This window comes from Burkholderia sp. AU32262 (genome assembly GCF_020419985.1).
Lineage (GTDB): Bacteria > Pseudomonadota > Gammaproteobacteria > Burkholderiales > Burkholderiaceae > Burkholderia > Burkholderia semiarida.
In genome coordinates, this window is sequence record NZ_JAIZRS010000034.1 from 24,891 (window position 1) to 39,584 (window position 14,694).

Sequence of the window (14,694 nt, forward strand, 5' to 3'; positions counted from 1 at the left end):
CGAGCGCGGCCGGCCTGGTGCGTAACTTGTGTATCCGGCGATGACAAACGCGGTTCGCCGGTTTCTTTCGTGGGACGATGCGCTCACGATTTTCTTGAAAGGGGATGACGATGGGTATCCTGAACGTCGTGGGTGAAATCGCCGGCGCAGTGGCCGCCGTCGAAGGCGTGGAAAAGCTGGACCCGGATGCGGGCCTGCTGACCAAGGTGGCCGCAGCCGTCGCCGGCTTCAAGGGCGCCGAGGCGATCGAAGGCATGCTCGAGAAGAAGGACGAGCAGCCGCGGCAGGCAGACGATACGCAGGCGACGGACGGCAGCGACACGTCGCAGGCATGAGCATGGCGGCCGGTCCGGCCGCGGGCGCGCCCTTCGCGCGCCCGGGCCGACCGGTGCCGCGCAACCGGCAGGTCGGGCATGCGGTCGATCGGTGACGCATGGCACAACCGCCAGCCGGTTTGACCGGCGAGAGGCGTCGTCTCTCGCCGTTTTTTATCGGGCGCGCGCCATGCGCCGCACGAATCCCCGAATCTTGCTATCGTGCCCCCATCCGAACTGCGATGAGGGAATGCGATGGATTTCGACTACGACCTGTTCGTCATCGGCGCCGGCTCGGGCGGTGTGAGGCTCGCGCGCATGTCCGCGTCATACGGCGCACGCGTCGGCATAGCGGAAGAAGAGCAGATCGGCGGCACCTGCGTGCTGCGCGGCTGCATCCCGAAGAAGCTGCTCGTGTACGCGTCGCACTACCCGCACGAAGTCGACGATGCGAAGGGCTTCGGCTGGACTTTCGGCGCCGGCACGCTCGACTGGCCCGCGCTGATCGCCGCGAAGGATCGCGAGATCAACCGCTTGAGCGACATCTACATCAGCCTGCTGCGGCAATCCGGCGTCGACATGCACGCCGGCCGCGCGACGCTCGTCGATGCGCACACGGTCGCGGTCGGCGCGCGCACGATCCGTGCGCGCCACATCGCGATCGCGACCGGCTCGCGTCCGGTGCTGCCGCCGCGGCCCGGCATCGAACACGCGATCACGTCGCGCGAGGCGCTGTCGCTCGCGACGTGCCCCAAGCGCATCGCGGTGGTCGGCGGCGGCTATATCGCGGTCGAGTTCGCGGGCATCTTCAACGGTTTCGGCAGTCACGTCGACGTGTTCTATCGCGGCGAAAAAATTCTCCGCGGCTTCGACGACGACGTGCGCCAGTTCCTGACCGACGAGATGACGAAGCAGGGCGTCACGATTCACCCGCGCGCGGTGATCGAATCGATCGAGCGCGCGAGCGACGGCACGCTGTTCGTGCGCGTCGGCGACGCGCGGCACGGGCCGTACGATCAGGTGCTCTATGCGACGGGGCGCGTGCCCAACGTCGACGGGATCGGGCTCGAGCAGGCGGGCATCCTGCTCGATGCGCGCGGCGCGATCGCCGTCGATGCGTATTCGGCGACGTCGGTGCCGTCGGTCCACGCGATCGGCGACGTCACGTCGCGGCCGCAGCTCACACCGGTCGCGACGCGCGACGCCGGCTTGCTCGCGCGCACGCTGTTCGGCGGCTCGCGCGTGGCGGTCGATCACGCGTACGTGCCGTCGGCCGTGTTCAGCCAGCCGGAGGTCGCGACGGTCGGCCTGACCGAGGCCGATGCGCGTCACGCGCACGGCGACGTCGATATCTACCGCACGTCGTTCAAGGCGCTGCGTCACACGCTGTCGGGCCGCGACGAGCGCACGCTGATGAAGCTCGTCGTCGCGCGCGACAGCCAGCGCGTGGTCGGCGCGCACATGGTCGGCCGCGATGCGGGCGAGATCATCCAGGGCATCGCGATCGCGATTCGCGCGGGCGCGACGAAGGCGCAGTTCGACGACACGATCGGCATTCATCCGACCGCGGCCGAGGAATTCGTGACGATGCGGCAGAAGGTGGCCGACTAGGGCGTGAACACGCGCCGGGACGCACCGGCGCGCCGGCTCGCGGGGCCGCCGTGCGCGTTTCGCCCATGCTCGGTCGGCGCGTCGTATATCACGCGCTGGCCGACGATTCGGAAAGCACGTCCATTCTTCTCAAGAAATACCGTCTCAATAATCAGGCTTGGTATGATCGACAAAAATCATATACGGGGCCGATCATGCGCGAACAACAGCGCAGTAACCAGAATCATCGCGTAGCGGGCGCACGTGGGAGCGCCGATTCATGCGCCGCGCGTTCGCATCTTGCCGCGACCGATCCGTTGCGCGCATTTTCTCTTCGCATGCCGCCCTCTCCGTCGCCGTCCGGGCGATGAAGTCGCGCGCGCCGAAGCACGCCCAGGCCGTTTCGATCACCGCATCAACCGCCGGCTCTTCAGTCAGCCTGTGAGCCGGCATGCCCGTTCCGGGCCATCTTTCCACGCAAGGAGACCAGCAGTGAACATTCAGACACGACGCACCGTCCTCGTGGCGGCCGCGGTCGTCGCGGCGCTGTCCGGCTGCGCGACCGAATCGTCGCGCACGCTCGACGTGCCGGCCGTCAGCAGCGCGCAGAAGCCGTACGCGGGCAAGCCCGTGGCGATCGCCGTCGGCAAGTTCGACAACCGTTCGAGCTACATGCGCGGCATCTTCTCCGACGGCATCGACCGCCTCGGCGGACAGGCGAAGACGATCCTCGTCACGCGCCTGCAGCAGAGCCGCCGCTTCAACGTGCTCGATCGCGAGAACCTCGACGAGATCAAGCAGGAAGCGGGCTTCATGAAGAAGGCGCAGGCCGTGAAGGGCGCGAACTACGTCGTCACCGGCGACGTGACCGAGTTCGGCCGCAAGGACGTCGGCGATCATCAGCTGTTCGGCATTCTCGGCCGCGGCAAGACGCAGGTCGCGTACGCGAAGGTCAACCTGAACATCGTCGACACGACGACGTCGGAAGTCGTCGCATCGAGCCAGGGCGCGGGCGAGTTCAGCCTGTCGAACCGCGAGGTGATCGGCTTCGGCGGCACGGCCGGCTACGACTCGACGCTCAACGGCAAGGTGCTGGATCTCGCGATCCAGGAAGCCGTGAACCATCTGGCGGAGCAGGTCGACGCCGGCGCATTGAAGGTCGCGCAGTAAGCGTCGCAACCCGCCGCAGCGGGCGCCGGGGCCGGCGCCGCGCTCGACCGATTCAACACGACATCACAAGAGAAAAGACCATGAAACGGGGTAACTGGCTGCCGGCGACGGCCGCCGCCTTGCTGCTCGCCGGCTGCGCGAGCTCCACGCCGCCGCTCTATCAGTGGACCGGCTATCAGCCGCAGGTGTACGAATACTTCAAGGGGCAGAAGTCGCCGCAGGAGCAGATCGACGCGCTCGAAAAAGCGCTGCAGGAGATTCGCGGCAAGGGCCATACGCCGCCGCCGGGCTTCCACGCGCATCTCGGCATGCTGTACGCGAGCATCGGCAGCGAGCAGCAGGCCGAACAGGAACTGCAGGCCGAGAAACAGCTGTTTCCGGAGTCCGCGACCTACATGGACTTCCTGCTGAAGAAGAAAACCGGTGCGCCGAAGGCCGCCGACCCGAAGGCCGCCGGCCAGAAGGCGGTCGACCAGACGGTCGCCGGCCAGAAGAACGCCGATCCGACCACCGCCAAACAGTGAGCGACGCACCCGCCATGTTCAAGACACTCTCATTCAAGCTGCTGTCCGTGCTGTCGCTCGTCGCGCTGCTGAGCGCGTGCGCGCAACCGGTGAAACGGCCCGACTACACGGCGTTCAAGAAGAGCCAGCCGCGCTCGATCCTCGTGCTGCCGCCGCTCAACGAGACGTCCGACGTGGGCGCGACCTACGGGCTGCTGTCGCAGATGACGCTGCCGCTCGCCGAGTCGGGCTATTACGTCGTGCCGGTCGCCGTGATGGACGAGACGTTCAAGCAGAACGGCCTGACCAACCCGGCCGAGATCCAGGAGACGTCGCCCGCGAAGCTGCGCGAGATCTTCGGCGCGGACGCCGCGCTGTATTCGAAGGTGTCGCAGTACGGCACCGTCTACCGGGTTCTCGCGAGCGCGACGGTCGTGTCGGCATCGGCGAAGCTCGTCGATCTGCGTACCGGCGACGTGCTGTGGCAGGGCCGCGCGAGCGCGAGCAGCGACGAAGGCAACAACAATGGCGGCGGCAGCCTGATCGGCATGCTCGTGGTGGCCGCGGTCAAGCAGATCGCGAACACGCTGATGGACCAGAGCCACGACGTTGCGGCGTACACCAGCACGCGACTGCTGTCGGCCGGTCCGCCGAACGGGCTGCTGTACGGTCCGCATTCGCCGAAGTACGGCACGGACTGAGCGGCGCAGGGCGCGCGGGCGCTTCATGCGCCCGCCGTGCCGACAGCATGCAATCCGGCCGAACGGCTGCACCATGTGCGCGCGCGGTGTGTGTTTGCCGCGTTTTCGCGCTCACGGCCGTATCGCAATCCAGTGCCGCGCAATCACGCTCAATGCACGCCGAACGCATCCAGCAGCCGGTACCAGCTCATCGCGAGCACCAGTGCCGGCGTGCGCAGCGCCTCGCCGCCGGGGAAGTCGCGATGCCGGATCTTGTCGAACAGATCGAAGCGGCTCGCCTGTCCGTCGATCGCTTCGGCGATCAGCTTGCCCGCAAGCGCGGTCGTGTTCACGCCGTGCCCTGAAAACCCCTGCGCGAAGTACGTCGTCGGCGTGATGCGGCCGAAATGCGGCGCACGGTTCATCGTGATGTCGACGAAGCCGCCCCACGCATAATCGACCTTCACGTCCGCGAGCTGCGGGAACGTCTTCAGCATGTCCGCGCGCATTGCCGCGGCGAGATCGCGCGGCTCGCGCGTCGAATAGCTGACCTTGCCGCCCCACACGAGCCGCGTGTCCGGCGCCGGCCGGAAATAGTCGAGCACGAAGCGGCTGTCGCAGATCGCCGCGCGCGCGGGCATCAGCGCGTCGGCGCGCGCCTGGCCGAGCGGCTCGGTCGCGATCACGTAGGTGCCGACCGGCATGATCTTCCTCGACAGCGCGGGCGCGAGCGTGCCGACGTACGTATTGCACGCGAGCACGACGAAGCGCGCACGCACGTTGCCGCCGCTCGTCTCGACGACGTGGCCGCCGGACACGTCGCGCACGCGCGTCACGCAGCTGTCCTCGTGGATGCGCACGCCTGCTTCGGTTGCCGCCCGCGCGAGGCCGAGCGTGTAGTTCAGCGGATGGAGGTGGCCGCTGTCCGGGTCGTACAGGCCGCCGCGATAGCGTTCGGACTGCACGTAATCGCCGAGCGCGTCGGCTTCGACGAAGTGGAAGCGGTCGTAGCCGAAGCGCTTCGCGGCTTTGTCGCGCCACCGCTTCAGCGCATCGGCGTCGCGCTCGGTGTTGGCCGCGGTCAGATAGCCGGGCATCAGCGCGCAGTCGATGCCGTGCCGCGCGATGCGCGACTTCACGAGCGATAGCGTTTCGAGCCCCATGTCCCAGATGCGCTTCACGTCGCCTTCCGGCATGAATCGCGCGAACGTGTCGATGTCGCACGCGAAGCCGCCGATCAACTGCCCGCCGTTGCGGCCGCTCGCCGCCCATCCGACCCGCGACGCTTCGAGCACGGTCACCGAATGGCCGCGCTCGGCGAGGTTGAGCGCGGCGGACAGGCCGGTGAGGCCCGCGCCGATCACGCACACGTCGGCGTCGGTCGTGCCGGCGAGCGGCGCGTGGCGGGTCGTATCGTTGGCGGTCGCCGCGTAGTACGACGCGACGTGCGGCTGGTTGGCGAATGTCTGCATGATAGGAAGCGCGGAGTGAAAGGGCTCAGAACAGCTCGCGTACGCGGTGGTACAGCATGCCGAGCTCGAGCGCGGGCTGCCGCCATGCGTCGCCGCCGGGAAAGCGCCGATGACGCAGGCGCGCGAACAGGTCGAACGCGCGCGTGTCGCCCGCGATCGCGCCCGCGACCGCGCGCCCGGCGATGCCGGTGAGCGCGACGCCGTGCCCGCTGAAGCCCTGGACGTAGAAGAAGTTCGGATCGATCGCGCCGAAATCCGGCGCGCGGTTGCGCGTGACGTCGACGAAGCCGCCCCACGCGTGCTCGACGCGCACGTCGCCGAGCTGCGGGAACACGCCGGCCATGCGCTGCCGGATCGCTTCGGCGAGCGCGGCGGGCGACGCGCCGGCCGAATTCGCGCGGCCGCCGAACAGCATCCGGTGGTCGGCCGACAGCCGGAAGTAGTCGAGGAAGAAATTGTTGTCGCACACGGCTTCGCGTCGGGCGATCAGCGCGTCGGCGCGCGTGCGGCCGAGCGGCTCGGTCGCGATGATGTACGACGCGATCGGCGCGATGCGCGCGGCGGTCGCCGCCGGCAGCACGCCGCCGGGGCCCGCGTTGCAGCACGACACGACGAAGCGGCAGCGCACCTCGCCCGACGGCGTGCGCACGACGGGCCGCGCGCCGCGCACGACGTCGAGCGCGGGCGTGTGCGCATACAGCTCGACGCCTTCGCGGCGCGCGGCATCGGCGAGGCCGAGGCAGTACTTGAGCGGATGCAGATGGCCCGACAGCGGATCGTGCACGCCGGCCAGATAGCGCGTCGATGCAATGCGCGCCTGGATCTCGCCGGTATCGAGCCACGCGAGCGACGGATGGCCCCAGCGCGACGTCGCGGTGTTCATCCACGCACGCAGGTCGTCGATGCGGCGCGGCTTCGTCGCGACCGTCAGGTAGCCGCGCGTGAAGTCGCAGTCGATTCCGTAGCGCGCGATGCGCTCGGCGATCAGCGCGACGCCGTCGAGCGACAGCGACCACGCGGCGCGCGCGCCGTCGGCGCCGAGCTGCCGCTCGATCGCTTCGTCTTTCGCGAAGCCCGTGATCGCCTGGCCGCCGTTGCGGCCCGATGCGCCCCAGCCGGGCCGGTGCGCATCGATCACGGCGACGGACAGCCCGCGCGCGCGGCAGTCGAGCGCCGTCGACAGGCCCGCGAAGCCGGCGCCGATCACGCACACGTCGACGTCGATTGCCGCTTCGAGCGTCGGATCGTCCGCCGCGGGCCGCGCGGCGGTTGCTTCGTAGTACGAGTCGCGCGCGAGCGCATCGGCGCGGCGAGTGAAGGACTGCGTCATGAAACCGACTCCCTCGACAAGGCCGCGCGCTGCGCGCGGCCACCCCAAAAACGGCGCGGGACGCCGCGCGTGCGCCACGGCGCCCCGCGCGTGCCGCATCAGAACGAATAGATGAACTGCGTCGCGAGCAGGTCGTTGGACTTGCCGTACGATCCGTCGTTGCGCAGGAACACCTTGTTGTTCGCCCAGTCGTGCCGGTATTCGACCTTCACGGTGATCTGCTGGGTCGGATAGAACAGCAGGTCGAGCGCGACGTCCTGGCGCACCGCGCCCTTGCACTCGAAGCCCAGGCCGCCGCCGGCCTTCGACATCGCGAGGCAGTCCGCGTCGACGCCGAAACCGTTGCTCGGGTCCATCCCGTTGCCGTTCAGCGCGATGCCGCCGCCGCCGCCGCCGTTCTTCGAGTTCGCGAGCAGGTCGTAGCGCAGCGTCACGCCCATGCGGCCGACCACCGGCGCGTTGAACTTGCGGTGCGCGAGCAGCGACAGCCCGTACCACTGCGCGAGCCCGCCGTTGAACGCCGCATGCTGCTGCCGGCCGTAGTCGACTTCGGCGTTGTACTGAACGTCGGCGAGCGTGTAGGTCGCGTCGAGTTCGCCGAAGAAGAACGAACCGTAGCCGCTCGGCGCCGCGCCGCCCGGGCCGTAGTGGACGTTGCCCTGATCGTCGATCGCGCTCGCCAGCGTCTGCCGCCCGATGTTGAACGAGCCGCCGATGTCGAGCGCGCTCGACCACGTGTAGTCCGCGCGCGCAGTGAAGGTCGGCACCTTGTTGCTGGTGGTGATCGGATCGCCGAGCGCGTTGGTGCCCGTCTGCGTGACCGAACCGTACGTGCGGTACTGCTCGTTGCCGAGGAAGAACTTCCACGCCCAGGCGCCCTTCGTGTAGTTCGCGCCGACACCGACGTAGCTGCCCGGATCGGAGAAATCGTACAGCAGGTTGTGCGTGAGCGTGAGCATCTGGTTCGACTGCTGCACCTCGTAGCCGCCGAAGCTCGGGATCAGGCCGGCCACCAGCGTGGTCGACGCGGTGATCGGCACGTTGACGACCGCCGTGTTCAGCAGGTTGTCGGTGATCGAGCCGCGCGAGTTCTGCAGCAGCGTGATGCCGTTGCCGCGGTTCGGCATCAGCGTGATCTCGGCCGACGGCGCCATCGGGCCGACGCCGAACGTCTTCTTGATGTCGAGGTAAAGATCGCCGAACGTGCTGTTGAAATAGTTGTACGCGTTCTCGTGGTTCGCGAACAGGAACGACGACGTGCCGGCCGCGCGGTTGTAGACGTAGGTCGGATCGATGTAGCCGGTGACCGACAGGCCGGCGAGCGGGCCCGTGTTGGCCGCGTCGGTCAGCGAGTCGACCTTCAACTGCTGGTTCGCGATCTGCTGCTTCATTTCGCTGACCTCGTCGTTGGTCAGCATGGCGCGCGCGCGGCCGTAATCCGGCGAGCCCGGATCGGCCGCGACCGCGACGGCGCTGCCGCCGCTGCCGCCGCCGGCCATGCCGCCGCTCGCGCCGGACGCCGCGACGGCCGCTGCGCCGCCCGGCTTCGCGGCGAGCTGCGCCTGCATCGCCTTCATCTGTTTCTGCAGCGCCGCGACCTGCGCCTGCAGCGCCTTGATTTCGGCGGATGTCGAACCGGCCAGCGCGACGCCCGGCAACGCGCCGGCCACCAGCAGGCAGATCAGTTTCTTCTTCATTGCGGATTCTCCTAGTCGTGCGCCTGTCAAATCGGGATCGAATCGCGCGCCCCCCTGGGGCAGCGCGTGTTGCTTGTCTGCAGTGCTTGTTGTCGTCGAAGCAGGCGGCGGGCCGTCAGGCCGCCGCGAACGCCGCCTTCAAGTCGGCCATCCGGCGCCGCTCGCGCGCGATCATCATCCGGTTCACGACGATCACGCCGATCGTCACGGCCGTGATGAACAGCGTCGCCAGCGCATTCATCTCGGGGTTCAAGCCCAGCCGCACGCGCGAGAACACCACCAGCGGCAGCGTCGTCGAGCCGGGCCCGGACAGGAACGCCGACAGCACCAGATCGTCGATCGACAGCGTGAACGACAGCAGCCACCCCGACAGCAGCGCTTGCGAGATCAGCGGCAGCGTCACCACGAAGAACACCTTCAGCGGCGTCGCGCCGAGATCCAGCGCGGCCTCCTCGAGCGACTTGTTCATCTCCTTCACGCGCGACTGCACGATGATCGCCACGTACGACACGCACAACATCACGTGGCCGATCCAGATCGTCACCATCCCGCGCCCCTTCGGCCAGCCGAACATCTGCTCGAGCGCGACGAACAGCAACAGCAGCGAGATCCCCTGGATCACCTCCGGAATCACCAGCGGCGCGTTGATCATCCCCGTGTACAGCGTGAAGCCCTTGAAACGGCCGAAGCGCGCGAGCACGAAGCCCGCCCACGTGCCGATCACGACCGACGCGGTGGCTGTCAGGAGACCGATCTTCAGCGACAGCCACGCGGAGTTGAGCAGCTCGTCGTCGTCCAGCAGCGCCGCGTACCATTTCAGCGAGAAGCCCGACCACACCGTCACCAGCTTCGATTCGTTGAACGAGTACACGACGAGGCTGATGATCGGGATGTACAGGAACAGGAAGCCGAAGGCGAGCACGCCCGTCGACAGCGGTTTGTTCGGCTTGATCATTTCGCGTCTCCCAGTTCCTTGACCTGGTAGTACTGGAACAGCGCCATCGGCACCAGCAACAGCAGCACCATCGCGACCGTCACCGCGGACGCCATCGGCCAGTCCATGTTGTTGAAGAATTCATCCCACATCACGCGGCCGATCATCAGCGTGTCGGCGCCGCCGAGCAGCTCCGGGATCACGTACTCGCCCACCGCCGGGATGAACACCAGCAGGCTGCCGGCGATGATCCCGTTCTTCGACAGCGGCAGCGTGATGCGCGTGAACGCGACCCACGGCTTCGCACCGAGGTCGTACGCGGCCTCGAGCAGCGTCAGGTCCATCTTCACGAGGTGCGCGTAGAGCGGCATCACCATGAACGGCAGGTACGAATAGACCATCCCGATGTAGACGCCCGCATCGGTGTGGTAGAGCCGCAGCGGCGTGTGGATGATGCCGAGCGCGATCAGCGTGTGGTTCAGCAGGCCGTCGTCCTTCAGGATGCCGATCCATGCGTACACGCGGATCAGGAACGACGTCCAGAACGGCAGCATCACGGCCATCATCAGCACGTTGCGGCGGCTCGGCTCCGAGCGCGCGATGTAGTACGCCATCGGGTAACCGATCAGCAGGCACAGCACCGTCGACACGGCGGCCATCTTCAGCGAGCTGAGGTAGGTCGCGACGTACAGGTCGTCCTGCAGCAGGAACGCGTAGTGCGACAGTTGCAGCGCGAAGTGCACGACGCCGTCCTTGATCTCGACGAGCGACGTGTACGGCGGGATGCCCATCACCTGGTCGGCGAAGCTGATCTTCAGCACCAGCACGAACGGCAGCGCGAAGAACACGGCCAGCCACAGGAACGGCACGCCGATCGCGACGGTGCGGCCCGACGGAAGCAAGCGCGACAGCGGGGCGAAGCGGCCCGGGCGGGCGCGGCCCGCGCCGGTGCGCGCGGCGCCGGTCGACACCGGCGCGGAAGGCGTGGAAGCGGAGGTTCTCATCGCGGCGTCCTCACTGCGTCAGCACGACGCCGCTGGCCGGCGACCACGACACGAACACGTCGTCGTTCCACGCCGGCGCACCGTCGTTCATCAGGTGCGAGCTCGACAGGTTCGACACCACCGTCTTGCCGCTCGGCAGGCGCACGTGATACAGCGAATAGCTGCCCATGTACGCGATGTCGGTGACGACGCCGCGCGCCCAGTTGTGCTTCGAGCCCGGCTTCTCGCGCGACACGTGGATGCGCTCCGGGCGCACCGAGATGCCGACCGGCATGCCGAGCGGGCCGGTCACGCCGTGGCTCACGTACATGCGGGCTTCGAGGTCGTCGCTCTCGACGAAGATGTGATCGGGCTCGTCCTCGACCACGCGCCCCTCGAACAGGTTCGTCGAGCCGATGAATTCGGCCGAGAAGCGGCTGTTCGGGTATTCGTAGACCTCGCCGGGCGAGCCGATCTGCACGATCTTGCCTTCGCTCATCACCGCGAGGCGGCTCGCCATCGTCATCGCCTCTTCCTGGTCGTGCGTGACCATCACGCAGGTCACGTCGACCTTCTCGATGATGTTCACGAGTTCGAGCTGGGTCTTCTGGCGGATCTTCTTGTCGAGCGCGGACATCGGCTCGTCGAGCAGCAGGAGCTTCGGGCGCTTGACCAGCGAACGCGCGAGCGCGACGCGCTGCTGCTGGCCGCCCGACAGCTGATGCGGCTTGCGCTTCGCGTACTTGCTCATCTGCACGAGCGCGAGCGCATCGGCCACGCGCTCCTTGATCTCGTTTTTCGGCGTCCCTTCCTGCTTCAGGCCGAACGCGACGTTCGATTCGACCGTCATGTGCGGGAACAGCGCGTACGACTGGAACATCATGTTGACCGGGCGGCGGTACGGCGGCAGCGACGCGAGGTCCTCGCCGTCGACGAAGATCTTGCCGGAGGTGGCCGTTTCCAGCCCGGCGAGCATGCGCAGCAGCGTGGACTTGCCGCAGCCCGAGCTGCCAAGCAGCGCGAACAGCTCGTTCTTCGCGATCGTCAGGTTCACGTTGTCGACGGCCGTGCTGTCGCCGAATTTCTTCACGACGTTTTCGATGCGCACGAATGCATCGTTCTGCGTACGGGGCGCGGCGGCCGGTTGGGTCTGGCGTGCGGCAGCGGAAGAGGGTATCGATTGCATGGGAGTCACCATTCGTTCTTCACGGATTGCAGGCGTGAGCGTCCCCGCGCGAGGCGCGCAACGCGACTCGCGAGCAACGGCTCGTGCCGGATGGAACAGCGCGCGTGGCGCGCGGGCGGACGGACGTCCGCGGATCTCAGGCGGGCAGGCGTACCGCGATGCCTGCGCCGCCGCGATGCATGGCGGTCAGTGGCCCGTCTTCAACTGCGCCCACAGACGGTTCTCGAGGCGCAGGATGTCGGCCGGCATCGGCTTCATCAGCACCATCTTCTTCAGCACGTCTTCGGGCGGGTAGACGGTCGGGTCCTGCGCGACGGCCGGCGTGACGAACGGGTGCGCGGCCTTGTTCGCGGTCGGGTAGAACACCGTGTTGGTGATCGCCGCGTTGACCTTCGGGTCGGAAATGTAGTTGATCCACTTCATCGCGGCTTCCGGGTGCGGCGCGTCCTTCGGGACCACCATCACGTCGAACCACAGCAGGCCGCCTTCCTTCGGGTTCGCGAACTTGATGTCGTACGAGCGCTTCGCCTCGGCCGAGCGGCGGTGCGCGATGCCGACGTCGCCCGACCAGCCGAGCACGACGCACACGTCGTTGTTCGCGAGGTCGTTGATGTAGCCGGACGAATTGAACTGGGTGATGTACGGGCGGACTTTCTTCAGGACCTCGAACGCAGCCTGGTAATCGGCCGGGTTCTTGCTGTTCGGATCCTTGCCCATGTACTGCAGCGTGGCGGCGAACACGTCCACGGCCTGGTCGAGGAACGACACGCCGCAGCTCTTCAGCTTTTCCATGTTGGCCGGGTCGAACACCAGCGCCCAGCTGTCGACCGGCGCCTTGTCGCCGAGCGCCTTCTTCACCGCCTGCGCGTTGTAGCCGATGCCGTCCGTGCCGTACGCCCACGGCACGCCGTACTGGTTGCCGGGGTCGGCGTCGGCGATCATCTTCATCAGCAGCGGGTCGAGATTCGCGAGGTTCGGGATCTTCGACTTGTCGAGCTTCTGGTACACGCCGGCCTGGATCTGCTTGGCCATGTAGTTCGACGTCGGCACGACGATGTCGTAGCCCGAGCTGCCGGCCAGCAGCTTCGCCTGAAGCGTGTCGTCGCTGTCGTAGTTGTCGTACTTGACGTGGATACCCGTCTGCTTCTGGAAGTTCGGGATCGTGTCCGGCGCGATGTAGTCGGACCAGTTGTAGACGTTCAGGTCCTCGGCATGGGCCGACGGGCTGGCGACCGACGTGAACGCGGCCACTGCGGCAAGGGCCGCGATGGAACAGGCTTGGCGAAGTAAGCAGGCACGCATGGTGGAATTCCCCTGGATGATGGCGGCGTGCGGCGCCCGCCGCACGCCTGTAGGCAAAACCGTTACGAAATACCCAGTTGCTGGGCGGTGGCGTCGACGGCCTTCTTCGCCTTCGACACGAGCTCGTCGATTTCCTGGCGCGAGATCACGAGCGGCGGCGACAGCAGCATCCGGTCGCCGGTCGCGCGCATGATCAGGTTGCCGTTGAAGCAGAAGTCGCGGCAGATCGTGCCGACGTCGCCGCCGTTCGCGAAGCGGCGGCGTTCGGCCGGCGCTTCGGCCAGTTGCAGGCTCGCGACCATCCCGTGGCCGTGCACTTCGCCGACGATCGGATGACGTGCGAAGGTTTCGCGCATCAGCGCCTGGAAGTAGGGGCCCGTGTCGGTCTTCACGCGCTCGACGATCCCTTCGTCGCGCAGCAGCTTCAGGTTCGCGACCGCGACGGCCGCCGCCACCGGGTGGCCCGAATACGTGAGGCCGTGGTTGAATTCGCCGTTGTCGATGATCGGGCGCGCGACGCGCTCGTGGATGCCCACCGCGCCCATCGGTACGTAGCCCGACGTCAGGCCCTTCGCCATCGTGATCAGGTCCGGCTCGAAGCCGAAGTGCTGATGCGCGAACCATTCGCCGGTGCGCCCGAACCCGCCGATCACCTCGTCGGCCACCAGCAGGATGTCGTACTTGCGGCAGATCCGCTGGATTTCCGGCCAGTACGTCGACGGCGGGAAGATCACGCCGCCCGCGCCCTGGAACGGCTCGCCGATGAACGCGGCGACGTTCTCCGCGCCGAGTTCGAGGATCTTCGCCTCGAGCTGCCGCGCGCGCGCGAGGCCGAACGCTTCGGGCGTCTCGCCTGCTTGCGCTTCGCCGAAGAAATACGGCTGGTCGATATGCACGATGTGCTCGACCTTCGACGGCATCTGCTCGTGCATGTAGCCCATCCCGCCGAGCGTGCCGCCCGCGATCGTCGAGCCGTGATAGCCGTTCCTGCGCGAGATCACGTATTTCTTCTGCGGCTTGCCCTGCACGCGCCAGTACTGGTGCACGAGGCGCAGCACGGTGTCGTTGCCTTCCGAGCCGCTGTTGCAGTAGAAGAAGTGGTTGAAGCCGGCCGGTGTCACTTCCGCGAGCATCGCGGAAAGCTCGATCACCGGCGGGTGCGTGGTCTTGAAGAACGTGTTGTAGAACGGCAGTTCCTGGATCTGGCGATACGCGGCGTCGGCGAGCTCCTTGCGGCCGTAGCCGACGTTCACGCACCAGAGGCCGGCCATCCCGTCGATGATCTTGTTGCCGTCCGAGTCCCACAGGTAGACGCCGTCGGCCTTCACGATCACGCGGCTGCCGGCGCGGTTGAGCGCGCCCATGTCCGAGAACGGGTGCATGTGGTGCGCGGCGTCGAGCGCGCGGTATTCGGCGGTCGAGCGCGCCTGCGTCGCGCGCGGCGCGGCGGCCGTGGCGCTCGGCGCGGCCGGCTGGATCCAGGCAGATTCGTTGCGGTAAGTCATGTTTCCTCCGTGATTCCGTATGCGGTTG

Annotated in this window: 13 protein-coding genes; 5 read left to right on the forward strand and 8 right to left on the reverse strand. The window is 67.4% G+C overall.

All coding sequences use genetic code 11. The annotated features are described in order from the left end of the window. The first annotated feature begins 110 nt into the window (after positions 1–110). From LGN10_RS29430 to LGN10_RS29450, 5 genes are all read left to right on the forward strand, one after another. Complete coding sequence (locus LGN10_RS29430; RefSeq protein WP_226225904.1) at positions 111–335, forward strand: hypothetical protein; 225 nt, start codon at positions 111–113, stop codon at positions 333–335. Positions 336–569: 234 nt separating this feature from the next. Continuing rightward, complete coding sequence (gene gor, locus LGN10_RS29435; protein ID WP_059642412.1) at positions 570–1,925, forward strand: glutathione-disulfide reductase; 1,356 nt, start codon at positions 570–572, stop codon at positions 1,923–1,925. Positions 1,926–2,402: 477 nt separating this feature from the next. After that, the gene (locus LGN10_RS29440) at positions 2,403–3,074 is read left to right on the forward strand and encodes a CsgG/HfaB family protein (RefSeq protein ID WP_185716591.1); all 672 of its coding nucleotides are present in this window, start codon (positions 2,403–2,405) and stop codon (positions 3,072–3,074) included. A gap of 80 nt (positions 3,075–3,154) precedes the next feature. Next, entirely contained in the window at positions 3,155–3,598 is a 444-nt protein-coding gene (locus LGN10_RS29445) for a DUF4810 domain-containing protein (RefSeq protein ID WP_059583873.1), read from the forward strand. A gap of 14 nt (positions 3,599–3,612) precedes the next feature. Further along, on the forward strand, positions 3,613–4,278 hold the full coding sequence (locus LGN10_RS29450) for a DUF799 domain-containing protein (protein ID WP_059583871.1): 666 nt from the start codon (positions 3,613–3,615) through the stop codon (positions 4,276–4,278). 149 nt (positions 4,279–4,427) lie between these two features. Here LGN10_RS29450 and LGN10_RS29455 read toward each other — a convergent pair whose 3' ends face one another. The 8 genes from LGN10_RS29455 to LGN10_RS29490 all read right to left on the reverse strand — a co-directional run bounded on the left by LGN10_RS29455 (position 4,428) and on the right by LGN10_RS29490 (position 14,666). Beyond that, on the reverse strand, positions 4,428–5,729 hold the full coding sequence (locus LGN10_RS29455; protein WP_226225883.1) for an NAD(P)/FAD-dependent oxidoreductase: 1,302 nt from the start codon (positions 5,727–5,729) through the stop codon (positions 4,428–4,430). Between the two features lie 25 nt (positions 5,730–5,754). Beyond that, positions 5,755–7,059 (reverse strand): NAD(P)/FAD-dependent oxidoreductase, encoded by a 1,305-nt coding sequence (locus tag LGN10_RS29460; RefSeq protein WP_226225884.1) that lies wholly within the window; start codon positions 7,057–7,059, stop codon positions 5,755–5,757. Positions 7,060–7,157: 98 nt separating this feature from the next. Further along, on the reverse strand, positions 7,158–8,756 hold the full coding sequence (locus LGN10_RS29465; protein ID WP_226225885.1) for a DUF3138 family protein: 1,599 nt from the start codon (positions 8,754–8,756) through the stop codon (positions 7,158–7,160). Positions 8,757–8,871: 115 nt separating this feature from the next. Next, entirely contained in the window at positions 8,872–9,711 is an 840-nt protein-coding gene (locus LGN10_RS29470; protein WP_059583866.1) for an ABC transporter permease subunit, read from the reverse strand. Next, positions 9,708–10,694, reverse strand: coding sequence for an ABC transporter permease subunit (locus LGN10_RS29475; RefSeq protein ID WP_226225886.1), 987 nt, complete (start codon positions 10,692–10,694; stop codon positions 9,708–9,710). Before LGN10_RS29475 ends, LGN10_RS29470 begins: the two co-directional genes overlap by 4 nt. 10 nt (positions 10,695–10,704) lie before the next feature. Continuing rightward, positions 10,705–11,859, reverse strand: a complete 1,155-nt coding sequence (locus LGN10_RS29480; protein WP_226225887.1) for an ABC transporter ATP-binding protein — start codon at positions 11,857–11,859, stop codon at positions 10,705–10,707. Between the two features lie 186 nt (positions 11,860–12,045). Then, positions 12,046–13,161 carry a polyamine ABC transporter substrate-binding protein gene (locus LGN10_RS29485; RefSeq protein WP_059583859.1) on the reverse strand — a complete coding sequence of 372 codons (1,116 nt, stop codon included), beginning with the start codon at positions 13,159–13,161 and terminating at the stop codon, positions 12,046–12,048. A 62-nt stretch (positions 13,162–13,223) separates the two neighbouring features. Continuing rightward, the gene (locus LGN10_RS29490) at positions 13,224–14,666 is read right to left on the reverse strand and encodes an aspartate aminotransferase family protein (RefSeq protein ID WP_226225888.1); all 1,443 of its coding nucleotides are present in this window, start codon (positions 14,664–14,666) and stop codon (positions 13,224–13,226) included. Positions 14,667–14,694: the final 28 nt, after the last annotated feature.